Consider the following 21,850-nt stretch of genomic DNA (forward strand, 5'->3'; position numbering starts at 1 on the left):
ACTGAGGAGCTGCGGCCGGGGATCAATTGACAGGGGTCAGTAACCCTGGTAAAGGCTAAGCGCACTCGCCCACGTCCATGGGGCGGTGGGCCCGGTGTCGGGCTCAGGATGCCGAGTTGGGCGTTCCGCGCTTCAATAGTGGGTGGCTCGATCGACAACGGAATCGATGGGCCGACCGGTCCGGTGTACACGCCCAGCCGGTATGCGGAGCCCCTTCCCACCCCCACCCGGCTCCCGCGGCCGTCAGTCGAAGCCTCCCGGGGCCTGAATTCGGCCCTCCTCCCCTGTCAAAGGAACGAGGAATCGGTATGAAGTCCGCTCGAATCCGTACCAGCGCCCTGGCCGCAGCGGCGGCGCTCACCCTCCCGCTGTCCCTGGGCGTGCTGGCATCACAGGCGTCCGCCGCGAGCCCGTCACCGAGTCCCAGCGTGAGCCCCTTCGGGCCCGGATGTTCCTCGCTGCCGCAGAACGGTAGCGGAAGTGCCGTGGAGATGGCCAAGGAGCGGGTGGCGACGGCGATCGCCAACAACCCGGAACTCTCCGAGCTGAACGACGCCATCAAGAAGGCCAACCTCACCACCACCCTCGACGACCTCAAGGGCAGCACCGTGTTCGCGCCCACCAACGACGCGTTCAACAAACTGGGTACGGCGAAGAAGGACGCGCTCCTCAACAACCCGACCCAGCTCAAGAAGGTGCTCAGGTACCACGTGGTCGAGCACAAGACGATCACCAAGGCGGACCTGCCCAACGGCGACTTCACCACGCTCGAAGGCAGCAAGATCACCACGTCGGGCTCCGGCACGTCGTTCAAGGTCAACGGCTCCGCCCCGATCACCTGCGGCGACATCACCACCAAGAACGCGACGGTCTACATCGTCGACGGCATCCTGATCCCGCCGACGGCCACGGCGACGCCGTCACCGTCGTAGACACAGCGCGCGGCCCGGGGCAACGCGGCCATCCCGAGGAACGGAAGCGCGACACCGTGTGGCAGCCTGCACTCGGTGGCGTGAAACCGACCTCGGGAGGCCGTCCACCGTTGCCCCGCCCACTCATGTTCTTCACACCGCCCGCCCAGCGCGTTCACAGAATTCCGGAGCATACAGTTGCGCAACCATGCAAATAGCTCCGGCAAGGGGACCGGCCGCCGCGGGCTGCGCGCCCTGGTGCTGCTCGTCGGCATATGCGCCGTGGCCGCACTGGTCGGCCACTACCTGGGCCGCGGCCGTCCCGCGCCCGCCCCTCCGGCCGTGGGCTGCGCGGTGCCCGGCGGACGCGGCGCTCCCCCGGTGCCGCTCTCCCTGGAGCAGGCCGAGCACGCCGCGACGATCAGCGCCACCGCGCGCTCACGCCGGCTGCCCGAGCGCGCGGTGACCATCGCCCTGGCGACCGCGTACCAGGAGTCCGGCCTGGAGAACCTCGACTACGGCGACCGGGACTCGCTCGGCCTGTTCCAGCAGCGGCCCTCGCAGGGCTGGGGTACGGCGAAGCAGGTGCAGGACCCGGTGTACGCGGCGAACAAGTTCTACGACAAGTTGGTGAAGGTGTCCGGATATGAGCGGATGCCGTTGACGGTCGCAGCGCAGGAGGTCCAGCGCAGTGGCTTCCCCGACGCCTACGCGCAGCACGAGGACGCGTCGGCCGCGCTGGCATCGGCGCTCGGCGGCGGCAAGGGCGCGGCGCTGAACTGCACCGTACGCGCGGGCGATCCCCCGGCCTCGGCGAAGGCGGGCCGCACGGCGGTGGCGGACGCGGTGCGCACCGGCTTCGGCAAGGGCCCGGTCGCCACCGCACCGGCCCCGGGCCAGGCACTCGCGTACCGCGTACCCGACGCACGGACCGGCTGGGCGCTGGCCCAGTGGCTGGTGACCCGCGCCGCGACACTGCCCATCGCGTCGGTCTCCTACGCCGACCGGAGCTGGGCGGCGGACGGCTCCGACCGTGGCTGGCACAAGCCGGAACCGGGCGGCACGGACGGCGGGAGCGCGGATGGGGCGGACGCCAAGGGGGGCGGGGAGCGGGTGACGGTGACGCTCGTCGCCGCCGAGAGCAACCCGTCCGAGAGCAAGCCGTAGGCGACGGTCCGTACGAGCGTCATCGCGCCGCTCGGCGGGTGCGCCGAAAGGGCCCCCGGCGCCGGCGTTCACGCCTGCGTGCCGCGACCGCCGCCCGCGCCCCTGGCTCGTCCTTGGCCAGGGCGAGCAGCAGCCCGATCGCGTACAGCGTGGGCAACAGCGACGAGCCGCCGTACGAGAACATCGGCAGCGGGACGCCCGCGATGGGGAGCAGACCGAGGACGCCGCCGATGTTGATGGTGGCCTGGGCGGCGATCCAGGTGACGATCCCGCCCGCCGCGAGCCGGACGAAGGTGTCCTCGGTACGGGTCGCCACGCGCAGGCCCGCCGCGATCAGCCCGGCGATCAGGCCGAGCACCGACACCGCGCCCACCAGGCCGAGTTCCTCGCCGGTGACCGCGAAGATGAAGTCGGTGTGCGGCTCGGGGAGTTGACCCCATTTCTCCACGCTGGTGCCGATGCCGTTGCCGAAGATCCCGCCCGTGGACAGCGCGTACAGACTGTGCACGCCCTGCCAACAGCGGTCCCCCGGGCCGGGATCCGTCGCGCCGAGACAGGCGAGCCGGGACATCCGGTGGGCGCTGGTCGCGATCAGTACCGCACTGAGCAGACCGGCCGCGACCAGGGTCGCCCCGAACAGCCTCGGCGGCGCCCCGGCGAGCCACAGCAGACCGAACAGGACGGCCGTGAGGATCATCGCGGTGCCCATGTCGCCACCGAGCAGCACCAGTCCGAGCAGCAGCAGCGCGCCCGGTACCAGCGGGACCAGCAGGTGTTTCCACTGGCCGAGCAGCCGGTGCCGTTCCTTGCGGGCCAGCAGGTCCGCGCCCCACACGAGGAGCGCGAGTTTGCCGAACTCGCTGGGCTGGAGCAGGAACGGCCCGCCGAGTGACAGCCAGTTGGTGCTGCCGTTGACGGTCCGCCCGAGCCCCGGCACCTGGGTGAGCACCAGCAGCGCCATGGTTCCGGCGAGCAGCGGATACGCGAGCCTGCGGTGCAGCCGCACCGGGACGCGGGACGCGCACAGGAGCAGGAATCCGCCGATGCCGGCCGCGAGGAGTTGTTTGCGCAGGTAGAACGTCGACGGGAGACCGTGGCGGAGTGCCTGGACCTGCGACGCGGAGTACACCATGACCAGACCGAGCCCGGTGATCAGCAGACAGCTTCCGGCGATGAGGTAGTACGCGCTGAGCGGCCGGTCCCACACCCCTCGCCCGTCGGCGATCCCGCGCCGCACACGGAGCCGAAGGTCTCGTACCTGGTGTCGGGGCCGCCGTACGCGCTCTCGTGTCTGTGCACGTTCACGTTCTCGTGTCTCCACATCGACACTTTAATAATTGCGCACATGAACAACTATCGCGACGCGCCCTGTCGCCCTGTGCCTCCGCCTACCGCCTGCCGCCTGCCGCCTGCCGCCTGCCGCCTGCCGCGTCGGATTGTCAGGGCGGGGAGATAGCGTGCCGCGTGGGCTCGCACCGGTGGGCCCGGTGACGGACGCACGGGGGCGGGGAACATGCACGACTTGATACGGCTGGAGAGCCGGTACGACGGCGGCGGGGTCAGGGTCCGGGTGGAGGAGCTGGGGCCGCTGACGCGAGGGGCGACCCTGCCGGGCCGGATCGAGCTGGAGACGGGCTTTGTCTCCGGTCGGCAGGGCACGTACGTCTTCTCCGAGGACCTGGACGCCTGGGCCGAGGTCCTGGACGCGGTGGAACAGGGCCGGGACGCGTCCTGGCGGAAGGACCAGCGGGCCACCGAGATCCATGTGCGGCTGCTGGAACGCACCGACAGCGAGGACCGGTTGCGGGTGTCGGTCGCCGACCGGATGAGTTCGCTGACCACGGTCGAGGTCACGCTCGACCTGGCAACGGGCTGGATCGAGGAACACCGCGCCTTCCTGGACCAGGTCCGCGGCGCCGCGCGGCCACCGGCGGACGATTGAGACCGTGAGGGTCGGGCGCCGGGCTCTGGGCGCCCGGCTCTGGGCTCTGGGCTCTGCGCTCTGCGCTCTGGGCTCTGGGCTCTGGGTGGCCAGCCCCGGGGCGGCCGGCGAAATCCGGTGGTGTGCGGGGGCCCGGCCCGTACAGACTCGGCCGGTATGTCGATCACGCCTCCGACCGGACCCCTGTGCACACACGAATCACTCGTCTCCGACCTCCGTGCGCTGGGTCTACGCACCGGCGAGACCCTTCTCGTACACACCTCGCTCAGCTCACTCGGCTGGGTGTGCGGTGGCGCGGGCGTCGTCGTCAGGGCGCTGCTCGATGTCCTGGGCGACGACGGCACGCTGGTGGTGCCGACGCACTCCGGCGACAACTCCGATCCGGCGCACTGGGGCAACCCGCCCGTACCCGAGGCATGGTGGGCGGACATCCGCGCGTCGATGCCCGCCTACGACGCGCGGACCACCCCCGCCTTCGGAGTCGGCGTGGTCCCGGAGACCGTCCGCACCTGGCCGGGCGCCGTCCGCAGCGCCCATCCGCAGACCTCCTTCACGGCCGTCGGCGCGCGCGCCACCGCGATCGTGGACGGCCACGCGCCGGACTGCCGGCTCGGCGAGCGCAGCCCGCTCGCCCGTCTGGAGGAGGCCGGTGCGCGCGTCCTGCTGCTGGGCGCGGGGTTCGACTCCTGCACGGCGTTCCATCTGGCCGAGTACCGGATCCCCGCACCCCGGGTCGACAACTCCTTCGCGCTCATGACCCCGACGGGCCGCCGCTGGAGCACGGTGCGCGACACCGCGATCTCCGCGGACCGCTTCGACGACCTGGGCGCCGCCTTCCAGGCCGAACGCCCCGTGGTACGGGGCACGGTGGGCGCGGCGGCATCCCGCCTCTTCTCGCTCCCCGAGGCCGTCGCGTACGCCGAGACCTGGCTACCGGAACACCGGCCACCCACATGACGGTGCCGGACCCGCGTCCGTATGGCCCCTCCGCCGCTCCGGGCCGATACGGAAGCCGCCGAGCACGGTAAGGAGCCTTCATCCGAGCCGTACGGTCGCTACCACGAAGGAGACGCGTCGATGACGACATGGACACCCGACGAACTGAGCCGGATCGAGAGCACGGACGAGTTGGACATCGTTCCCCTGCGCGAAGACGGCACGCGGCACGACCCGACGACGATCTGGGTGGTACGGGACGGTGACGATCTGTACGTGCGCGCGGTCCGGGGGCGCGGCGGTGCCTGGTTCCGTCACGCCACGGCGCGGCACGAGGGGCAGATCCGCTCGGGCGGGGTGACCAAGGACGTGTCCCTGGTCGAGGAGGGCGACACGAACCTCAACGATCGTCTCGACACCGCCTACCGTGCCAAGTACCGCGGCTACAGCAACGCGTACGTCGACCCCGTCGTGGCGGACACCGCGCGGTCCGCGACCCTGAAGCTCGTACCGCGCTGACCGGACAAGGACAGGCCGACGCCGAGTACGGGCTGACGACGAGAACAGCCGGCCACGAGAGCAGAGGGACGGACCGCCAGTGACGACCATCGCCATCATCGGAGCGGGCGGCGGACTCGGGGCCGCCGTGGCACGGCGGTTCGGCAGCGAGGGCTTCGATGTCGCCCTCATCTCCCGCACCCAGGCACACGTCGACGCGCTCGCCACCGCCCTCGACGAGGAGGGGTTGAGCGCGCGCGGGTTCGCCGCCGACGTACGCGACCCGGCGGCCCTCTCCTGGGCCCTGAACGCCGCGACCGCGGCGCTGGGCCCGATCGAGGTCCTTCAGTACAGCCCCGTCCCGCACCCGGACTTCATGAAGCCGGTGCTGCGGACCACGGCGGACGATCTCCGGGGACCGATCGAGTTCTCGCTCTACGGTCCTGTGACGGCCGTTGACCAGGTGCTGCCGGGCATGCGGTCCCTTGGCCGCGGTACGTTCCTGTTCGTCAACGGCGGCTCCGCGGTCCAGCCGCACCCCGACCGCGCGGGCACATCGGTCGCGTTCGCCGCCGAGAGCGCCTACGCCCGGATGCTGCACGACGCCCTGGCGGACGACGACGTCCACGTCGCCCAGCTCATCATCCCGGGCGCCATCGTCCCCGGCCATCCGAGGAAGGACCCGACCGTACTCGCCGAGACCCTGTGGACCCTCCACCGGGACCGATCCGACTTCCGCCACTTCGCGGACGACCTGGACGGGTGAGCCCCGGCATGGGTCCGGGTTTCAGTGGTCACCGGTCCTGAGGCACTGACGCACGCGGAGATCGCCGAGAAGCTCGGTGTCCCCTTCCGCGATGTCCCTCCCCAGGAGGCGGCCGATGGCCTACGGGCACAGGGACTGCCCGACTGGTTCGTGGCCGACCTGCTCTGGCTCTACGCGGACATGGCGTCCGGCACCATGTCCCATGTGACGCCTGCGGTAAGGGAGTTGACGGGTCGCGCACCGCGCACCTTCGACGTGTTCCTCCAGACCTGATAGCGTCGCCGTGCCGGTGACCGACCTAGGAGGTGAGACCCATCAACGCTGTATCAGGCTGGGTGCTCTCCTCCCCCTTGGTTGTGCGGTTCATCTGACGTAGATGGCCCCGGGAGTGCCCTCAGGCATCCCGCGAAAGGCCATGTACTCATGCACTTCGACTCAGTGAAGACGTCCACGCACACGTTCTTCGCCCCTGACGGAACCCAACTCGCGTACCACCTGCTCGGCGAGGGCGCGCCCGTGGTGTGTCTGCCCGGGGGCCCGACCGACTCCGCGTATCTCGGCGACCTCGGCGGTCTGTCCGAACACCGGCAGTTGGTCAGGCTCGACCTCCGGGGCACCGGCGGTTCCGCGACCCCATCGGACCCCGCGTCCTACCGCTGCGACCGACTCGTGGACGACGTGGAGGCACTCCGCGCGCACCTCGGCCTCGACCGGATGGACCTGGTCGCGCACTGTGCCGGGGCGAATCTGGCCACGCAGTACGCGGTACGCCACCCGGAACGCGTTAGCGGACTGGCGCTGATCACGCCGAGCGTCCGCGCGGTCGGTCTCTCGATCAGCGGCGACCTACGGTGCGAAACGGCCCGGTCGCGCGAGGGCGAACCGTGGTTCCCGGCGGCGTACGCGGCCCTGGAGACGATCGTCGCGGGCCGGGCCACCGACGACGACTGGAAGGCCATCTCACCCTTCTCGTACGGGCGTTGGGACGAGGCGGCCCAGGCTCACCAGGCCGAGGGGGACGCGCGGATGAACATGGACGTGGTGGCCGGCTTCTGCGCGGACGGCGCGTTCGCACCGGACGCAACCCGCGCCGCCCTCGCCGGGTTCACCTCGCCGGTGCTGCTGCTCGCCGGAGAGGTCGACCCGGGTGCGCCGCCGCGTACGGCGGCCGAGTTCGCGGCCCTGTTCGCCGCTGCCGAAGTCGTCGTCCAGCCCGGGGCCGGACACTACCCGTGGCTCGATGACGCGGTGTGGTTCTCGGCGACCCTGGCCACGTTCCTGGGGCAACTCCCGGCGCGGGACACGGGGTTGTGAGTCGGCACCAACCCTGATGACGCCTTGCGTTCGAGCGCACGCGAGGTTCCATACTCACCCTTCACCGCCCCGGAAGAGCCGGGCCGTGACAGAGGGAGCACCATGAAGTACCGCACCATCGGCACCGACCCCCGTACCCGACGCGAGGTCAGCGTGCTGTCGCTCGGCGCCATGCTGTTCGGCTCCACGACGGACGAGCGGACCTCGTTCGCCCTCCTCGACCACTACGTCGAGGAGGGCGGCACCTTCATCGACACCTCCGACAACTACGCGTTCTGGACGGACGGCGGGCAGGGCGGACAGAGCGAGGAACTGCTCGGCCGCTGGCGGCGCAGCCGCGGTGTCGGCGACGAGATCGTCATCGCCACCAAGCTGGGGGCGCGACCGCTCGCACCGGGCACCGGCTACGTCGACAACCCCGAGGGCCTGTCGGCGAAGGTGATCCGCGAGGCCGCCGAACGCAGCCGGGAGCGCCTCGGTACGGACCGCCTGGACGTGCTGTACGCGCACATCGAGGACCGCACCGTGCCGCTGCGCGAGACCGTCGAGGGCTTCGCGGAACTCGTCGCGGAGCGCACGGTGGGGCTGCTCGGGGTGAGCAACCACGCGACCTGGCGGGTGGAGCGGGCCCGTGCCCTGGCCGCGGCGGCCGGACTTCCCGGCTACGAGGTCCTTCAGTACCAGCACAGCCTGCTGCGCCCGCGTACCGACGTTCCCTCGCCGCTCTTCCAGGAAGGCAGCCTGGGCCACGCCGGAGCCGAACTGTTCAGCTATCTGCGCGAGGAGCCCGGCCTCACCCTCGTCGCGTACTCCCCGCTGCTCCAGGGCGCCTACTCCAACCCGGACAAACGCGTGCCGGACGACTACGACCACCCGGGAACGCCCGCGCGCCTGGCGGTGCTCCGCGATATCGCCGGGGAGACCGGCGCGAGCGTGAACCAGGTGGTACTGGCCTGGCAGATCGGCGGCCGACGCCCCGTGATCCCCCTGGTCGGCGCCTCATCGCTACCCCAACTGAAGGAGAGCCTGGCGGCGGTCGACCTGGAACTGACGGAGGACCAGCACGCCCGGCTGAACGCCGCGAGCTGAGCGTGTCCAGGGGGCGTGTGTCTTGGCATCCGCCCCACGGAACACCGGGACCGGCACGGGGACCGGCACCGGCGTTCCGTCGAGTTTCGCGGCGAGGGCTACGCGTAAGGGCTACTCGTAGCCGAGGACCTTGAAGTCCTTGCTGACGAAGACGTGGTGGGGCCAGTTGACGCTGACGTTGTGGACCTCGTACACGCCGCTGCTCAGCCGCACCACACGGTTCACGACGCCGCCGGGGACGCGGGCCTGCGCGGCCTTCGTCGCCTTGTCCGCCGCCGTCCCGCTGACGATCGTCCCCTCGCCCTCGGTGTAGTCCGCCGGGATCTGACCGACGGACTTCGCCGGTGACGGCGTCCCCTGCTGGAAGGGGATCACCCCGGCCGCCTCGGCGGCCGCGGCTCCGCCGTCGCCGCCGGGTTGGACGACGACCCGCGTGGCCGCGATGGTGGGTCCGTCGACCGTGCCCAGGACAAGGACGCTCGCGCCCTTCTTCACGGCGCTCGCCGAGGCGCGGTGGGTTCCCTTCAGGTAGGTCGTGGTGGCGGACTTGTCGACGGTCAACAGCACACCCGTCGCCGTCGTCAAGGTGAAGCCCGACGTGGACGTGGTCTGGACGATGCCGGTGGCTCCGCCCTCCGACGGCTCGGCCACGGGTCCGCCGCCGGCGGGGCCGGTGGGGGTCGCGGTCGGTGAGGTGGTGGGTGTGGCCGTAGATGTGGGCGCGGGTGTGCCCGTGGTCTTGGTCGTCGCGGCGGCTACGGTCGTGGTCGTGGCCGAGCGATCCGCCGCCGATGACGTGCCGCCCGTGGTGACCCCGGCCACCGCGAGCGTCACCCCGGTGGCCACGATCCATCCGGCCTTTCGCTTCCTCAACAACCGCCGTGCGCTGGGCCGGTGTACCTGCGTCGGGTCGTAGTCGTTCATGATGGCGATCCTCTCGCTCGGGTAGCTACGCAGAGCCTTCCGGTCGTTCATGTGAGGACGCTGTCCGTCTGGGCGTCGGGCCCTGAGGAACTCCTGAGAACCGTGCGGCCCGTATCCTGCACCGCGTGATCAACTCATACGCGAACCATGACGATGCCCAAGTGGCGACAGCCGCGGCACTCGCCGGCGCCGATGTGGTCCGCGAGATGTACGGGCGGCGGCTCACCCGTATCGACAAGGGGGGCGGGGACTTCGCCACCGCCGCCGATGTCGCGGCCGAGAAGGCGATCCTCGACGTCATCCGCGCGGCTCGGCCCGATGACGCGGTGCTCGGTGAGGAGGGCGGGCAGCGGGGAGCCGCCGATGCCGCACGCCAGTGGCTGGTGGATCCCCTGTGCGGCACGTTGAACTACGCCGTCGGCAACATGCTGGTGGCCGTCAATGTGGCGCTGCGCGACGGGGCGGCGGCGGTGGCCGACCCGTTCAGCGGCGAGGTCTTCCACACGGACGGCGAGACCGCCTGGGTACGGAACGAGGGGGCCGACCTCCGGTTGGCGCCGACGTCCGCCACCCACCTGGTCGACGTCAACCTGGACCCACCGTTCCCGAACGCACCCGGCTTCCGGGCCGTCGACCTGCTGGCCGACCCCAGGTTCGTCGCGCGGTTCCGGCCACGGGTCGTGTCCACGACGCTGGCGCTGGCCTGGGTGGCGGCGGGCAAACGCGCCGCGTACGTCACCGACGGCGGCGACCTGTCCGGCAACGTGCACTTCGCCGCGGGCATCGCCCTCTGCCGAGCCGCCGGCTGCGTCCTCACCGGAATCAACGGCGCCCCCCTCGGCCCCACGACCCACGGCCTGATCGCCTCAGCCGACCCCGAAACCCACGGATTGCTGATGTCGATGATCCAGAACGGGCCGGTCCGGGTGGCCGGGGGATAGAAAAGCGAACCGGCACCAGTGCCCGCTGACCTACGTGTGTCGCAGTGCGGCGGCGACCGATACGAGCAGGTCACTCCAGGACGCCTCGAACTTCTCGACGCCCTCGTCCTCCAGAAGCCGCACCACGTCGTCGTAGGAGATCCCGAGTTTCTCCAGCGCGTCGAGGTCGGCACGGGCCTGCTCGTACGTAGCGGTGACCGTGTCGCCGCGTATCGCCCCGTGGTCATCGGTGGCGTGCAACGTGGCCTCCGGCATGGTGTTCACCGTGTTCGGGGCCACCAACTCCTCGACGTACAGGGTGTCTTTGTACGCCGGGTCCTTCACGCCGGTCGAAGCCCACAGCGGACGTTGCTTGTTGGCGCCCGCCTGGTCGAGGGCGGCCCATCGTTCGTCGGACCCAAAGACCTGTTCGTACGCCTGGAAGGCGAGCCGCGCGTTGGCGACACCCGCCCTGCCGCGCAGCGTCGTGGCCTCGGGGGTTCCGAGCGTGTCGAGCCGGCTGTCGATCTCGGCGTCCACGCAGGACACGAAGAAGGACGCCACCGAGTGGATGCCCGACAGATCAAGGCCGCGCTCCCCCACCTTCTCCAGGCCCCTCAGATACGCGTCCATGACCTCGCGGTACCGGTCCAGCGAGAAGATCAGCGTGACGTTGACGCTGATGCCCAGCCCGATGACCTCGGTGATCGCGGGCAGGCCCGCCCGGGTCGCCGGGATCTTGATGAGGGTGTTGGGCCGGTCGACCAGCCAGGCGAGCTGCTTGGCCTCGGCGATGGTCGCCGCCGTGTTGTGGGCCAGGCGCGGGTCGACCTCGATCGACACCCGGCCGTCCTGGCCGCCGGTCGCGTCGAACACCGGGCGCAGGATGTCGGCGGCGTCCCGTACGTCCGCCGCGGTGATCATGCGCAGCGCTTCCTCGACGGTCACCTTGCGCGTGGCGAGGTCGGAGATCTGCTCGCCGTAACCCTCACCTCCGGAGATCGCCTTCTGGAAGATGGTCGGGTTGGTGGTGACGCCCACGACGTGCTGCTGGTCGATCAGTTCGGCGAGGTTGCCGGACGTGATCCGCTGGCGCGACAGGTCGTCCAGCCAGATCGCGACGCCTTCCTCGGAGAGGCGCTTGAGTGCGTCGGTCATGAGGGGTCGGTTCTCCTGTCGGTCGGTGCGGATGCGTGGTCGAGGGGCGGGGGTGGGAACACAAGGTCGGCCCGGTTCCGGGTGGCGGCGACCAGGTCGGCGTTGCGCTGGTCCGTGCCGAGGGACCAGGTACGGGCCTCCGCGGGAGGTTTGCCGTACGCCACGTGCCGTTGGATGAGCCAGGTCAGCCGGGCCTCTTCGGCAGGGGCGAGGTACCAGGACTCGTCGAGCAGTGGCGCGACCTCGCCCCAGGGGCCGTCGTCCAGCAGGAGGTAGTTGCCCTCGGTGATGACCAAGGGCACCTCGGCCGGGACCGGGATGGCACCGGCGACGGCTTCCTCGATCTCGCGGTGGAACTTGGGCGCGTACACACAGCTCTCGGTCCGGTCACGCAGCCGCCGCAGCAGCGCTACGTAGCCCTGTGCGTCGAAGGTGTCGGGCGCGCCCTTCCGGTGTCGGCGGTCGAGGCGTCGTAGCTCCTCGTTCGCCAGGTGGAAACCGTCCATGGGCACCATGACCGCGAGGCTCGGCCCCAGCGCGGTGGCCACGCGGGCGGCGAGGGTGGACTTCCCGGAACCCGGCGGCCCGGCGATGCCCAGGATCGACCGCCGGCCCGGGGGCGTGAGGCTCCGGGCGCGTTCGAGGATGTCGGGGAACCGCATGCCGGTCACGCTAGGCCGAAGTTAAGCGCTTAGCAAGACCTTGGCGCACAGAATCTAAGCGGTTAACGTTCACTCATTGGTACGCTCGGCCGCGATCACGGCGAGGCGGCGGATGGCACGGGCAGACCGGCCGATGTCACGGGCAGGCAGCCGATTCCATGAGGAGGCAGCCGATGACGACCATGGCGCAGGTGGCGCGTGTCGCGGGCGTGTCCATCGCCACCGTCTCCTACGTGGTGAACGGCACGCGGCAGGTGCGCGCGGAGACCAAGGAGCGGGTGGAGCAGGCGATCGCGCGGACCGGCTACACACACAACACGCTCGCCCGTTCCCTGGCCACATCGAGTACGGACTCCATCGGTGTGGTGGTCTCCGCGATCACCAACCCCTTCTTCGCGGAGGTACTCGGCGGGGTCGACAGCGCGGCGGGACGCGCGGGACGCACCCTGTTGTTCGCCGACTCGCACGACGAACCCGACCTGGAGTTCCAGGTGGTCCACAGCCTGCTCCAGCGCCGTGTCGACGGAGTCGTCCTGGCACCGTCGACCGACCCCGCGCGCACACTGGAGCACCTGGCAGCCGCCAAGGTCCCCACGGTGCTGGTGGACCGCCTGGTGGACGACCGCTTCGACCAGATCGGCCCGGAGAACGAGGAGAGCACCGCCACGCTGGTACGGCATCTCGCCGAGCTGGGCCATCGCCGTATCGGCATGGTCACCGGCCTTGCGGGACTCGTCACCACGGAGGAACGCTTGATCGGTTACCACATCGGTCTGGAGCGTGCCGGGCTGCCGTACGACACGTCCCTCATCGCGGACGGGCACTCCGACATCGCCGGCGGCCGTGTGGCGACGCAGCACCTGCTCGCCAGGCCCACACCGCCGACCGCCCTCATCATCGGCAACAACTCGATGGTGATCGGCAGCATGCGGGCGCTTCGCGATGCCGGTGTGTCGATTCCCCAGGACATGGCCCTGGTGTCGTACGACGACCTGCCGGGCGCCGACCTGTTCGCCCCGCCGCTGACGGCGTTCGCCCAGCCCTGCGCGGAACTCGGCGAGCGGGCCATCCGGATGCTCCTTGACCGCTTCGAGGATCCGGGGGCGGCGCCGCGTACCGAGCGCTTGGAGCCGCGTTTGATGCATCGGCGGTCGTGCGGGTGCGTGGGGGTGGGGGTTGGCGGTACTTGACCGCGCTTGACCGCGCTACGTCTCGGCGAGGTGGGGTCACCCGGCGTCGTACCAGGGCTTGTTCGCAGACCAGTGCCGGACCCAGCCGGCAAACCCGGGCTCGGCGGTGGTGAACCCGAACTGCGCGCCGAAGGGGACAGCGCCGACGTCGGTGATCATCCAGACGTGCCCTCGGTGGGGGCCGGTGACGACGAGATGCCAGTCCATGGCGCATCCGTCGGTGCCGAGCACGATCGAGCCGTGGTGGTAGACCCGGTCAAGGACCTCGTCGGCGTCCTCGGCCGGTTCCGGGTCTTCCTCCCACATCCACGCCTCGGCCAGCGGGAACGGCTTGCTCAGGTCGCGCTCCCGCTCCTCGCCACCCCAGCCGTCCGGCAGCTCCGCCAAGGACAGCAGCCCGTACTCGGGCGGCCCGGAATACGAACCGTCCGATATCTCGGCGACGAAGGTCCGATACGGCTCGGGCAGCACGACCCCGTGCGCTGCCTCGAAGGCGTGTACCGCCTCCCAGCCGAGGGCCGACTCGCCGCCGTCATCGACGCCGAACGCCTCACGGAGTGCGGCCAGTTCAGCGGGGTCAGCGTGTTCAGCCTGGTAGATGTTCACGCGGCATGGATACCACCCCGCCGCGACAACGCCCCGCGCGGTCATGTGCTGTCTGGTCGTGACTTCCTGGCCTCCCGGAGCAGGGCGTCCGTTTCGGGGTCGTGTACGGCCCAGGAGTGGCGGCGGGCGTGGTCCCGGTAGAGGGTGCACGCGTCGCCCTCCGGGCCGCCGGGGGTTTCGCACCAGTGCAGGGACTCGTACCGGAGGGTGCCCCCGATGTCCCAGCGGGCCCATAAGGCGTGGGTGGGTTGGTGGTCCCAGTCCCATACGTGGTCGGCGTGTTCGCCCTGGTGCCGGGTACCGAGTTCGCAGCGGACGTGGGTGGGCGCGTATTCGAGGTCGTTGCCGAGTACGCGGCCCTGTCCGGCGAGGATCGCGAACAGGAGACCCAGGGGAGGTAGAGGGGTGGTGGCTTCGCATTGGCGCATGGCTGATCCTGGCGGGTGGGGTGGACGGATGGACAGGGTGTAGGCGCAGTCGGTGTCCGGGACGAGGAGGAGCAGGGGGTACCCGGACTTGATGCGGTCGCGGGCGGCCTGTTGTTTGGCGGGGTTGCCGACCCATACGCGGAGTTGGGTGGGGCTGTCGGGCTCCGGCACGGACGTCTTGCGCATGGCCTTGCGCACCCAGGGGGAACGGTTCGGGTCGGGGTCGAGCCGATCGGCGATCCGCAGCGCCTGACTGGTGAGCCAACGGACAGCGAGTATCGGGGAGATGGTGTCGTGGGTGCCGAGGATGTGGTGGGCGGTGAGTCCGGTGCCGTAGACGGGTCCTTCGGCGTGTACCTCGCACCGGTAACTCGGCTGTTCGGACGGGCAGTTCATACGGGCCCCTCGCGCCACATCACCCACGGTCGTTCGATGACTTCGGCGTAGCTGGTGTGGTCGGGGTGGATACGGAGGTGGGTGAAGGCCCAGGTCTGGGGTTCGGTCGGGTCGGTGCTGGTGGGTGACTTGTCGTTGCATGCGGTGTCGTCGGTGTTGAGGGTGAGACACCGGTAGGCGTAGGTGAGTTGGGGGGCGTCGGGGTCAAGATCCGGCCGTAATGTCCAGCGGACGAAGCCGAGGGTGGTCACAGGTACTCACCTCGACTCCGGGCGTTCAGCCGGGAGTTCTCCGCGCGTAAGCGCTGTTCGGGACTTGCCGGCCGCACACTCTGTGGGTCAACGGTCCATTCCCTACCGCCAGTTACAGGGCGCAGGGACCATAGTCCGCACCACTCACCCCGGAACTCACCGATCCGGTTCTGCGCGTCGACCATGAGCGTGCCGGGGGTCGGAGGGTTCTTTTCGGACACCATTGTTCCTCTCCGTAGCGGTTCCACTACCAAGAGCATTCAGCGTGACGTACGGTGGGGTTGTCTTCAACTTACTGAGAGTGACAGGCAAGTAAGGTGCCAGATGGTGAATCGAAAGGACCTGGAGCCCGAGAGTTCGCCGAGTGCGGCGTTCGGGGCACGTCTTCGCAGCTTGAGGGATGAGCGCGGCTGGACGCAGGACGAGCTGGCGGAGCGCATAGGGTGTTCAGGGGCGCATATTTCCGCCGTCGAAACTGGTCGGCGTACTCCAACTCAACGCTTTTCGGCGAGCGCTGACAGGGCGTTTGGAACCGGCGATCGGTTCAAGCGTCAGAGCGAGGCCGTCAGGTACAAGGTGTTGCTTGAGGGGTTCCCGGAGTACCTCGCTCATGAGCGGCGCGCGGTAGAGATCAGGCTCTACGAAGTCGGCGTCATCCCTGGCCTGCTCCAGACACACGAGTACGCATCAGCTCTCGGAGACAGCGCCGTGAAGAGGGGCGTTGCAACGCGGGAGCAAGCTGACGAGCGGATTGCGCTCGTCGCGCAGCGTCAGGCGTCGCTCACGCGAACGCCACCCCCGCTGGTCTTCGTCGTGCTCGATGAAAGCTGCCTTCGCCGCCCCATCGGGGATCAGGCCCTCATGGACGCTCAGTTCGCGCGGCTCATCGAGTTCGCCGAACTGCCGAACACCGTGCTTCAAGTCGCCCCGTTCGACATCGGGGTTCGTCGTCCGATGACGCTGCCGGTGACCGTGCTCACGATGCCGGATCGCTCGCTGATGTCGTACGCCGAATCCGCCAACCGAGGCCACCTTGAACGGGACAGCGCATCGGTAGTGTCCCTTCTGACGGACTACCATCAACTACAGGCCGAAGCGCTGCCCCGAGCGGCGTCCATTGGCATGATTAGCCAGTTACGAAAGGGCAAACCGTGACGACCGAATCCCCCCGTTGGTTCAAGTCCTCGTACAGCGAGAACGGCGGTCAGTGCATCGAGGTCGCCGCCAACCTCGCCGCCTCCCACGGCGTGGTCCCCCTCCGCGACTCCAAGAACCCGACCGGCCCGGTCGTGAACGTCCCCGCCGATGCGTTCACCTGCTTCGTATCGGGCATCAAGGCGGGAGAGTTCGACACCGCCTGACCGAAGGGGCACCCCATGACGACCGAATCCCCCCGTTGGTTCAAGTCCTCCCACAGCGACAACGGCGGCAACTGCGTCGAGATCGCCGCCAACCTCGCCACCTCCCACGGCATGGTCCCGGTCCGCGACTCCAAGAACCCGGCCGGCCCCGTCCTGAACCTCCCCGCCGACGCGTTCACCACCTTCGTATCGGGCATCAAGGCAGGAGAGTTCCACTCCGTCTAACCGAAGGGGCACCCCATGACGACCGAATCCCCCCACTGGTCCAAGTCCTCCCACAGCGACAACGGCGGCCAGTGCATCGAGGTCGCCGCCAACCTCGCCACCTCCCACGGCATGGTCCCGGTCCGCGACTCCAAGAACCCGGCCGGCCCGGTCCTGAACCTCCCTACCCCCGCGTTCACGTCATTCGTGTCGGGAGTCAAAGCGGGAGAGTTCGACCCCGCCTGACCGCCGAAGCCCCCGCCACACCTCCGAAACGGCAGGCATGGCGGGGCACGACGGCACAGACGGACCGGCCGTGGGCTCTACCCGCCGGTTTGGCCAGGTGGACCGCATCCGCCGGCATTTGCCCCTACGCGGAAATACTCCAACAGCGGTACTGGCATTCCTCGGACATGCGTGGACAAGGGCCGTGTCAATGACTACTGGGCGCTGGCCGCCGCACGCGTCGATGTCACCGTCTCGTGCGCCAAAGACCTCCCCGGGCCTCACGAGCGCGGCATCGACACCACCATCGGCGCCGTCCTGCCTCGCGAAGACGCCCGGGACGCCCTCGTCCTTCCCGCCGGACAGTCCGGCGCCACCCTGGACGACCTTCCACCCGGAAGCATCCTCGGCACCAGCGCGCCGCGCCGCATCGCCCAACTCCGCACCCGCTACCCCCACATCACCATCCAGCCGGTGCACGGCAACCTGATCCCCAGACTCGCCCGCCTCGACGCCGGCGAAGGCGACAAGCCCCTCGACGCCCTCGTGGTCTCCTATGCCGGACTGTGCCCGGTGTCCCAGGCGGACCGCGCCACACAGCTGATCCCAGCCTCGGTGCTGGCCCCGGCCACCGGTGCGGGCACGCTCGTCGTCGAGCAGCGCAGCCGCGACACCATCGCCGCTCACCTCCTCGACGCCATCAACGACCCCGCCACCGCCCGGCTGCTGGGCGTCGAGCGCGGCGTCCTCGCCCAGCTCAAAGGCAACTGCCAGACCGCCTGCTCAGTCCACGCCCACTACACCGACAAACCCCACCAGATCAGAGTCGACGCCGCCGTCTTCCACCCCTTGGGCGACGACGCGATCCACGTCGCAGCCACCGGACCGGCCGACGACCTCGGCGGCCTCGTGGAGAACATCACCCAGCTGCCGCACGGCGAAGGAGTCGAACGACTCCTGCCGCGCTGACCCGGGCGGCCCCGGCAACCGCTGTGGGCATCGGGGCGCCGCTACCGCGGACTCGGCTCCGAGGAACAGCAGCTGACCCGCCGCTTCCTCGGCGCCGGCCGCGGCGACCGCGGCCCACTGGGATCGCGGGATGACGGATCCGCACCGCACCGCACAGGCGAACGGGACCTTCTCCTACACGTTTTTCAAGGCTGTGGCCGTGAATCCGGCCAACGCCGCCACCGTGGGCCGATGACCGTCACCGTCGCTGTCATTCTGCTGGCGGTCACCGCTCTCCCATCGCGGCAACGTTGGCGGGTGGCGCTCCAGGGGCGTGGGCACGGGGGAGGGCCCGGAGCTGTCGGGGCTGTCAGTCTCCGGGCCCTCCAATCAGTGCGTGGCTACGCGCGGAACGGGCCGGTGACCTCGTAGGTGATGCCACCCGAGGAACTGCCGGTCGTACCCCGCTGGCTGGAGAAGTACAGTCGCTTGCCGTCGGGGGAGAAGGCGGGTCCGGTGATCTCCGAGGCCGACTGGCCCGTGATGCGCAGGAATGGCGCGACGATGCTGTCCGGCGTGATGATGCAGATCTCCATGTTGCCGCCGTCCTCGGCGACGTACAGGTCACCGGACGAGGAGCCGGTGACGTTGTCGACGCCGGTGAGCGGGGCTGGGCCCGGGTTGACCAGGTTGTCGTCGTAGGCGAGTTCGTAGGTGCTGTTCGCCAGGTTGACCCGCCAGACCCGATTGTCGCCCTTGGTGGTAAACCAGACGGTGTCGTTGGCGTAGTGGCAGCCCTCGCCGCCGTTGAACCGCTTCGCGCCGGAGACCTGGTCGCGGGTCAGTGTCGGCGAGCCGTCCGGGTCAGGCACGGTCGCCCAGCTGAACGACCCGGAGGTCGCGGTGCCGGCTACCAGCACCTGCAACGTGCCGGAGGACAGGTTGCCCCAGGTGGTCGGAATGAACCGGTAGAGGCAGCCGTTGGTCTCGTCCTCGGTCAGGTAGATCACCTTGCGCACCGGGTCGGCGGCGGCGGCCTCGTGCTTGAACTTGCCCATCGCGTCGCGGCGGACGGCGGCGTTCACACCCCACGGGTCGGTCTCGTACACGTAGCCGAGGCTGACCTCCTCACAGGACAGCCAGGTGTTCCACGGGGTGGCGCCGCCCGCGCAGTTCTGCCTGGTGTTGGACAGGATGCGGTAGGCGCCGGTGGTGGTGCCCGAGGAGTTGAACTTGACGGCGCTCACGCCGCCGCCGGGGCTGATCTCCGAGTTGGAGACGTAGATCCAGCCCGTGCCGTCGGCGAAGCAGGCGCCGCCGTCGGGAGCGTTGTGCCAGGTGTACGAGGTGCCGGAGACCTTCTGGCCGGACCGGGCGATGACCCGGCTGCTGAACCCCTTGGGCAGCTGGATGCCGTTGGCGTCGGCCGCGGCCAGTGCACCGTACGGGCCGAGGCCGTTCTGGGCCGGGGCCGCGTAGACGGCGGAGGGCATGAGGGTACCGCCGAAGGCGACGGCCGAGGTGCCGATGACGGCTCCGCGCAGGAAAGTGCGACGTTCCACGGGTCACTCCACGAATGATTCGTGACTGCTCCGCTGCCGATCGGCAGCGGAGTCGCGCGCTCCGCACGTTATGAGTGAGGCATGTACACCCCTTCAACGAATGGCAAAGGGAATTCAACGAAACGTAAAGCGTGAGCGGTCGGTCTCCGAGGTGAGCGGACCGAGCCGTGCGCCGGCCGGGTAGGTCTCACTGGTGAGACCGCACACACATCGAAGACACCCTCGCCTCGGTCCCCGCACTGGCCGCCGCTTCCGCCGGCCCCGCCCTCGCCCTGGTTGAAGCTCAGTAGGACTCACCGGCCCATCGCGTACTCCTCCGTGCGTGCCCAGCGCCCGGCGGGCGAGATACCCACCTCGTAGGTGAGCGGCCGGCCTTCGGCGCAGTACGCCACATGGCGTGACTCGGCGACGGCCTCCGGTCCAGTGAGGCGCAGGAGTTCCAACTCCTCGGCCGACGCCGGCCGGGCGGTGCACGGGCCGCGACCGGTCCGCATCTCCACATAGCGCGTCGTGTCCTCACGCACCCGCTCACGCTGGAGCAGCCGGGGCGCCGCATCGGCGACCTCGGACGTGAACCAACCGCATGAAGTCGCGGTCGGGGTCTCACCCTCGAACGTCACCCGGCGCCTGCGCACGACCAGGTCGCCGGGCTGAACGTCCAGGGCCATGGCCACGTCCTCCGGGGCGGGCACCATCTCGGCCGACAGAACCTCCGCGTACTCACCGGCGGTACGCGCCAACGGCATCCGTTCACGCACGATCTGTCCCGTCCCAAGCGATCTGGTCCGACCACATGCCCGAGACCTGGAGCGATCAGATCAACTGAGACGGATGAATCCCCGGAATGTCAGGTGATCTGGTCCGGTAGATCCGGATGCCAGCCGCCCTCTCAAATGATCCGGTTTGTCGGCACCGATGTCCGGCACTCAGCAACTCAGAACAGAACGTGACCTGCGCGAAAGGGCTCACCGTCGGGTCGCATCACTCGATGGACGACATGCCCGCGCTCGACGTCCTGCTGCATCCCGGCGGTCAGGGAACCCGGCCCCTGCTCAACGACAGCGGGCACCTGGAGTGGGTACGCGGGCAGCGCGAATCGGTTCCGCTCATGACCAGCGTCTGCACCGGCTCGCTGGTCTTCGCCGCAGCCGGCCTGCTCAACGGGCGTCCGGCCACCACCCATTGGGGCTCGTTGGAACTCCTCAAGGAACTCGACCCGACCATCGACGTACGGGCCGACGATCGGTTTGTCGATGACGGTGACACGGTCACGTCCGCCGGAGTCTCGGCCGGTATCGACATGGCCCTCCACCTCGTCGCCCGACTGTCGTCCCCGGAGCGCGCACGTCAGGTGCGCCGAGGTATTCAGTACGACCCCCAACCGCCGGTGTAGCTGGGTCTCGATACCGAAACCTGCCACGATCCCCGCATGGAGATCCGTCGCATCACCCAGGTCGAAGCCGTCAACGCCGCCGGGCACCTCTTCGACACCACCCCACGGCAGGAGGCGACGGAACAGTTCCTCGCGGATGCGCGCCATCACCTCCTGATCGCCTACGTGGACGACACTCCGGCAGGGATGGTCACCGGTGTCGAGATGACTCATCCGGACAAGGGGACCGAGATGTTCCTGTACGAGCTGGGCGTGGACGAGTCGTTCCGCGGGCGTGGCATCGGCCGGGCTCTGGTGTCGGCGCTCGCGGACCTGTCGCGCGAACGGGGTTGCTACGGCGTGTGGACGATCACGGACGAGGACAACACGGCGGCACTTTCGACGTACCGCCGCGCGGACGGCGTCCCGGAAGGGGGGCAGACCATGCTCACCTGGACATTCGATCAGTAATAGACCGACCGGCGCAGGGTGCCTGACAAGGCATTAGCATCCGACCACGTGAACGACAACGTGTACGTGGGCAACGCCGGCAAGGACGCGGCACTCGACCGGGGCTGGCTCCTCGGCCACTTCAAGGACGTCGGCGATCCGCGCCACAGCGAGGCCGTGGAGATCAAATGGGGCGTTCATCCGCGCGGCGACGAGCGAGCCCAGTGGGTGAAGGGCGAGGAACGCACCGCTCTTCTCGTACTCATCAGCGGGCGCTTCCGCGTGGAACTTCCCGGCCGCAGCGTCCTTCTCCAGCAGCAGGGTGATTTCGTCGTCTGGGGGCGCGGAGTCGACCACTCCTGGTTCGCGGAGGAGGAGTCGGTCGTACTGACTGTGCGGTGGCCGTCCGTACCCGGATACGCGGTGGGGGACGACGCACGGCCACGGCAGTAATGAGCCAACCTGATCACACCGCACTCACCTCCCCCACATTCCGCCACCACAACCTCACCCGTACCGGAGGCTGTTGAGGCCCCACCGAGTCACATTCCGGCAATCCGCCGACAGGGC

At 69.5% G+C, this 21,850-nt stretch carries 29 protein-coding genes; 19 read left to right on the forward strand and 10 right to left on the reverse strand.

Features of this window, described 5'->3' with window-relative positions:
- Window positions 1–308: 308 nt before the first annotated feature.
- Together ACFVT5_RS20800 and ACFVT5_RS20805 are read left to right on the forward strand one after the other, a co-directional pair.
- Window positions 309–932: a fasciclin domain-containing protein gene (locus ACFVT5_RS20800; RefSeq protein WP_389889695.1), complete on the forward strand. Its 624-nt coding sequence runs from the start codon at window positions 309–311 to the stop codon at window positions 930–932.
- A gap of 177 nt (window positions 933–1,109) precedes the next feature.
- Window positions 1,110–2,078: a hypothetical protein gene (locus tag ACFVT5_RS20805; RefSeq protein WP_389889698.1), complete on the forward strand. Its 969-nt coding sequence runs from the start codon at window positions 1,110–1,112 to the stop codon at window positions 2,076–2,078.
- 19 nt (window positions 2,079–2,097) lie between these two features.
- Here ACFVT5_RS20805 and ftsW read toward each other — a convergent pair whose 3' ends face one another.
- Window positions 2,098–3,315, reverse strand: coding sequence for a putative lipid II flippase FtsW (gene ftsW / locus ACFVT5_RS20810; RefSeq protein ID WP_389889701.1), 1,218 nt, complete (start codon window positions 3,313–3,315; stop codon window positions 2,098–2,100).
- A gap of 276 nt (window positions 3,316–3,591) precedes the next feature.
- Here ftsW and ACFVT5_RS20815 point away from each other — a divergent pair, with 276 nt between their 5' ends.
- The 7 genes from ACFVT5_RS20815 (at window position 3,592) to ACFVT5_RS20845 (ending at window position 8,623) form a co-directional block, all read left to right on the forward strand.
- Complete coding sequence (locus tag ACFVT5_RS20815) at window positions 3,592–4,020, forward strand: DUF5959 family protein (RefSeq protein WP_389889704.1); 429 nt, start codon at window positions 3,592–3,594, stop codon at window positions 4,018–4,020.
- A gap of 156 nt (window positions 4,021–4,176) precedes the next feature.
- Window positions 4,177–4,977 carry an aminoglycoside N(3)-acetyltransferase gene (locus ACFVT5_RS20820; RefSeq protein WP_389889707.1) on the forward strand — a complete coding sequence of 267 codons (801 nt, stop codon included), beginning with the start codon at window positions 4,177–4,179 and terminating at the stop codon, window positions 4,975–4,977.
- A 120-nt stretch (window positions 4,978–5,097) separates the two neighbouring features.
- Window positions 5,098–5,475, forward strand: coding sequence for a DUF2255 family protein (locus tag ACFVT5_RS20825; RefSeq protein WP_389889710.1), 378 nt, complete (start codon window positions 5,098–5,100; stop codon window positions 5,473–5,475).
- 79 nt (window positions 5,476–5,554) lie between these two features.
- Window positions 5,555–6,220, forward strand: a complete 666-nt coding sequence (locus ACFVT5_RS20830) for an SDR family NAD(P)-dependent oxidoreductase (protein ID WP_389889712.1) — start codon at window positions 5,555–5,557, stop codon at window positions 6,218–6,220.
- A 24-nt stretch (window positions 6,221–6,244) separates the two neighbouring features.
- Entirely contained in the window at window positions 6,245–6,493 is a 249-nt protein-coding gene (locus ACFVT5_RS20835) for a hypothetical protein (RefSeq protein ID WP_389889715.1), read from the forward strand.
- A 150-nt stretch (window positions 6,494–6,643) separates the two neighbouring features.
- Entirely contained in the window at window positions 6,644–7,534 is an 891-nt protein-coding gene (locus tag ACFVT5_RS20840) for an alpha/beta fold hydrolase (RefSeq protein WP_389889717.1), read from the forward strand.
- 102 nt (window positions 7,535–7,636) lie between these two features.
- Window positions 7,637–8,623: an aldo/keto reductase gene (locus tag ACFVT5_RS20845; RefSeq protein WP_389889720.1), complete on the forward strand. Its 987-nt coding sequence runs from the start codon at window positions 7,637–7,639 to the stop codon at window positions 8,621–8,623.
- A 111-nt stretch (window positions 8,624–8,734) separates the two neighbouring features.
- On the opposite strand, the gene ACFVT5_RS20850 is transcribed toward ACFVT5_RS20845, so the two are convergent.
- Window positions 8,735–9,598, reverse strand: a complete 864-nt coding sequence (locus ACFVT5_RS20850) for a hypothetical protein (protein WP_389889723.1) — start codon at window positions 9,596–9,598, stop codon at window positions 8,735–8,737.
- 74 nt (window positions 9,599–9,672) lie between these two features.
- Here ACFVT5_RS20850 and ACFVT5_RS20855 point away from each other — a divergent pair, with 74 nt between their 5' ends.
- A complete protein-coding gene (locus ACFVT5_RS20855) occupies window positions 9,673–10,488 on the forward strand; it encodes an inositol monophosphatase family protein (protein ID WP_389889725.1) in 816 nt (271 codons plus the stop codon).
- Window positions 10,489–10,518: 30 nt separating this feature from the next.
- On the opposite strand, the gene tal is transcribed toward ACFVT5_RS20855, so the two are convergent.
- Window positions 10,519–11,625, reverse strand: a complete 1,107-nt coding sequence (gene tal, locus ACFVT5_RS20860) for a transaldolase (protein WP_389889728.1) — start codon at window positions 11,623–11,625, stop codon at window positions 10,519–10,521.
- Window positions 11,622–12,287: a nucleoside/nucleotide kinase family protein gene (locus ACFVT5_RS20865; RefSeq protein ID WP_389889731.1), complete on the reverse strand. Its 666-nt coding sequence runs from the start codon at window positions 12,285–12,287 to the stop codon at window positions 11,622–11,624. The genes tal and ACFVT5_RS20865 overlap by 4 nt, the downstream gene beginning before the upstream one ends.
- 173 nt (window positions 12,288–12,460) lie before the next feature.
- On the opposite strand from ACFVT5_RS20865, the gene ACFVT5_RS20870 reads away from it, so the two are divergent.
- Window positions 12,461–13,477, forward strand: a complete 1,017-nt coding sequence (locus tag ACFVT5_RS20870; protein ID WP_389889734.1) for a LacI family DNA-binding transcriptional regulator — start codon at window positions 12,461–12,463, stop codon at window positions 13,475–13,477.
- A 36-nt stretch (window positions 13,478–13,513) separates the two neighbouring features.
- Here ACFVT5_RS20870 and ACFVT5_RS20875 read toward each other — a convergent pair whose 3' ends face one another.
- Genes ACFVT5_RS20875 through ACFVT5_RS20890 form a run of 4 tightly spaced genes read right to left on the reverse strand, consistent with a single transcriptional unit; the run spans window position 13,514 to window position 15,382 of the window.
- A complete protein-coding gene (locus ACFVT5_RS20875) occupies window positions 13,514–14,083 on the reverse strand; it encodes an SMI1/KNR4 family protein (RefSeq protein ID WP_389889737.1) in 570 nt (189 codons plus the stop codon).
- A gap of 41 nt (window positions 14,084–14,124) precedes the next feature.
- A complete protein-coding gene (locus ACFVT5_RS20880; protein WP_389889740.1) occupies window positions 14,125–14,907 on the reverse strand; it encodes a hypothetical protein in 783 nt (260 codons plus the stop codon).
- Window positions 14,904–15,158: a hypothetical protein gene (locus ACFVT5_RS20885; RefSeq protein WP_389889743.1), complete on the reverse strand. Its 255-nt coding sequence runs from the start codon at window positions 15,156–15,158 to the stop codon at window positions 14,904–14,906. The genes ACFVT5_RS20880 and ACFVT5_RS20885 overlap by 4 nt, the downstream gene beginning before the upstream one ends.
- On the reverse strand, window positions 15,155–15,382 hold the full coding sequence (locus ACFVT5_RS20890; RefSeq protein WP_389889746.1) for a hypothetical protein: 228 nt from the start codon (window positions 15,380–15,382) through the stop codon (window positions 15,155–15,157). The genes ACFVT5_RS20885 and ACFVT5_RS20890 overlap by 4 nt, the downstream gene beginning before the upstream one ends.
- Before the next feature lie 100 nt (window positions 15,383–15,482).
- On the opposite strand from ACFVT5_RS20890, the gene ACFVT5_RS20895 reads away from it, so the two are divergent.
- The 5 genes from ACFVT5_RS20895 to ACFVT5_RS20915 all read left to right on the forward strand — a co-directional run bounded on the left by ACFVT5_RS20895 (window position 15,483) and on the right by ACFVT5_RS20915 (window position 17,917).
- On the forward strand, window positions 15,483–16,313 hold the full coding sequence (locus ACFVT5_RS20895) for a helix-turn-helix domain-containing protein (protein WP_389889749.1): 831 nt from the start codon (window positions 15,483–15,485) through the stop codon (window positions 16,311–16,313).
- A complete protein-coding gene (locus ACFVT5_RS20900) occupies window positions 16,310–16,519 on the forward strand; it encodes a DUF397 domain-containing protein (RefSeq protein ID WP_389889752.1) in 210 nt (69 codons plus the stop codon). The genes ACFVT5_RS20895 and ACFVT5_RS20900 overlap by 4 nt, the downstream gene beginning before the upstream one ends.
- A gap of 15 nt (window positions 16,520–16,534) precedes the next feature.
- Window positions 16,535–16,744 (forward strand): DUF397 domain-containing protein, encoded by a 210-nt coding sequence (locus tag ACFVT5_RS20905; RefSeq protein ID WP_389889754.1) that lies wholly within the window; start codon window positions 16,535–16,537, stop codon window positions 16,742–16,744.
- Between the two features lie 15 nt (window positions 16,745–16,759).
- Window positions 16,760–16,969, forward strand: a complete 210-nt coding sequence (locus tag ACFVT5_RS20910) for a DUF397 domain-containing protein (protein ID WP_389889757.1) — start codon at window positions 16,760–16,762, stop codon at window positions 16,967–16,969.
- A 171-nt stretch (window positions 16,970–17,140) separates the two neighbouring features.
- A complete protein-coding gene (locus tag ACFVT5_RS20915) occupies window positions 17,141–17,917 on the forward strand; it encodes a hypothetical protein (protein WP_389889760.1) in 777 nt (258 codons plus the stop codon).
- A 380-nt stretch (window positions 17,918–18,297) separates the two neighbouring features.
- Here the strand turns inward: ACFVT5_RS20915 and ACFVT5_RS20920 are convergent, their stop codons facing one another.
- Both ACFVT5_RS20920 and ACFVT5_RS20925 read right to left on the reverse strand, forming a co-directional pair.
- Window positions 18,298–19,458: an alkaline phosphatase PhoX gene (locus ACFVT5_RS20920; RefSeq protein WP_389889763.1), complete on the reverse strand. Its 1,161-nt coding sequence runs from the start codon at window positions 19,456–19,458 to the stop codon at window positions 18,298–18,300.
- A 293-nt stretch (window positions 19,459–19,751) separates the two neighbouring features.
- On the reverse strand, window positions 19,752–20,216 hold the full coding sequence (locus ACFVT5_RS20925; protein ID WP_389889766.1) for a UTRA domain-containing protein: 465 nt from the start codon (window positions 20,214–20,216) through the stop codon (window positions 19,752–19,754).
- 116 nt (window positions 20,217–20,332) lie between these two features.
- Here ACFVT5_RS20925 and ACFVT5_RS20930 point away from each other — a divergent pair, with 116 nt between their 5' ends.
- From ACFVT5_RS20930 to ACFVT5_RS20940, 3 genes are read left to right on the forward strand one after another with little or no spacing between them, the layout of a single operon-like run.
- On the forward strand, window positions 20,333–20,851 hold the full coding sequence (locus tag ACFVT5_RS20930; RefSeq protein WP_389889769.1) for a DJ-1/PfpI family protein: 519 nt from the start codon (window positions 20,333–20,335) through the stop codon (window positions 20,849–20,851).
- A 36-nt stretch (window positions 20,852–20,887) separates the two neighbouring features.
- The gene (locus tag ACFVT5_RS20935) at window positions 20,888–21,301 is read left to right on the forward strand and encodes a GNAT family N-acetyltransferase (RefSeq protein ID WP_389889772.1); all 414 of its coding nucleotides are present in this window, start codon (window positions 20,888–20,890) and stop codon (window positions 21,299–21,301) included.
- A gap of 48 nt (window positions 21,302–21,349) precedes the next feature.
- On the forward strand, window positions 21,350–21,733 hold the full coding sequence (locus tag ACFVT5_RS20940) for a signal peptidase I (RefSeq protein WP_389889775.1): 384 nt from the start codon (window positions 21,350–21,352) through the stop codon (window positions 21,731–21,733).
- Window positions 21,734–21,850 lie beyond the last annotated feature (117 nt).

The sequence above is a fragment of the Streptomyces sp. NPDC058001 genome, assembly GCF_042886315.1.
GTDB lineage: Bacteria > Actinomycetota > Actinomycetes > Streptomycetales > Streptomycetaceae > Streptomyces.

Coding starts and splice junctions, on each gene's coding strand:
- ACFVT5_RS20800 (WP_389889695.1), top strand. CDS start 309: ATGAAGTCCGCTCGAATCCGTACCAGCGCCCTGGCCGCAGCGGCGGCG.
- ACFVT5_RS20815 (WP_389889704.1), top strand. CDS start 3,592: ATGCACGACTTGATACGGCTGGAGAGCCGGTACGACGGCGGCGGGGTC.
- ACFVT5_RS20820 (WP_389889707.1), top strand. CDS start 4,177: ATGTCGATCACGCCTCCGACCGGACCCCTGTGCACACACGAATCACTC.
- ACFVT5_RS20825 (WP_389889710.1), top strand. CDS start 5,098: ATGACGACATGGACACCCGACGAACTGAGCCGGATCGAGAGCACGGAC.
- ACFVT5_RS20840 (WP_389889717.1), top strand. CDS start 6,644: ATGCACTTCGACTCAGTGAAGACGTCCACGCACACGTTCTTCGCCCCT.
- ACFVT5_RS20845 (WP_389889720.1), top strand. CDS start 7,637: ATGAAGTACCGCACCATCGGCACCGACCCCCGTACCCGACGCGAGGTC.
- ACFVT5_RS20850 (WP_389889723.1), bottom strand. CDS start 9,598: ATGAACGACCGGAAGGCTCTGCGTAGCTACCCGAGCGAGAGGATCGCC.
- tal (WP_389889728.1), bottom strand. CDS start 11,625: ATGACCGACGCACTCAAGCGCCTCTCCGAGGAAGGCGTCGCGATCTGG.
- ACFVT5_RS20865 (WP_389889731.1), bottom strand. CDS start 12,287: ATGCGGTTCCCCGACATCCTCGAACGCGCCCGGAGCCTCACGCCCCCG.
- ACFVT5_RS20870 (WP_389889734.1), top strand. CDS start 12,461: ATGACGACCATGGCGCAGGTGGCGCGTGTCGCGGGCGTGTCCATCGCC.
- ACFVT5_RS20880 (WP_389889740.1), bottom strand. CDS start 14,907: ATGAACTGCCCGTCCGAACAGCCGAGTTACCGGTGCGAGGTACACGCC.
- ACFVT5_RS20890 (WP_389889746.1), bottom strand. CDS start 15,382: ATGGTGTCCGAAAAGAACCCTCCGACCCCCGGCACGCTCATGGTCGAC.
- ACFVT5_RS20895 (WP_389889749.1), top strand. CDS start 15,483: ATGGTGAATCGAAAGGACCTGGAGCCCGAGAGTTCGCCGAGTGCGGCG.
- ACFVT5_RS20905 (WP_389889754.1), top strand. CDS start 16,535: ATGACGACCGAATCCCCCCGTTGGTTCAAGTCCTCCCACAGCGACAAC.
- ACFVT5_RS20910 (WP_389889757.1), top strand. CDS start 16,760: ATGACGACCGAATCCCCCCACTGGTCCAAGTCCTCCCACAGCGACAAC.
- ACFVT5_RS20930 (WP_389889769.1), top strand. CDS start 20,333: ATGCCAGCCGCCCTCTCAAATGATCCGGTTTGTCGGCACCGATGTCCG.
- ACFVT5_RS20935 (WP_389889772.1), top strand. CDS start 20,888: ATGGAGATCCGTCGCATCACCCAGGTCGAAGCCGTCAACGCCGCCGGG.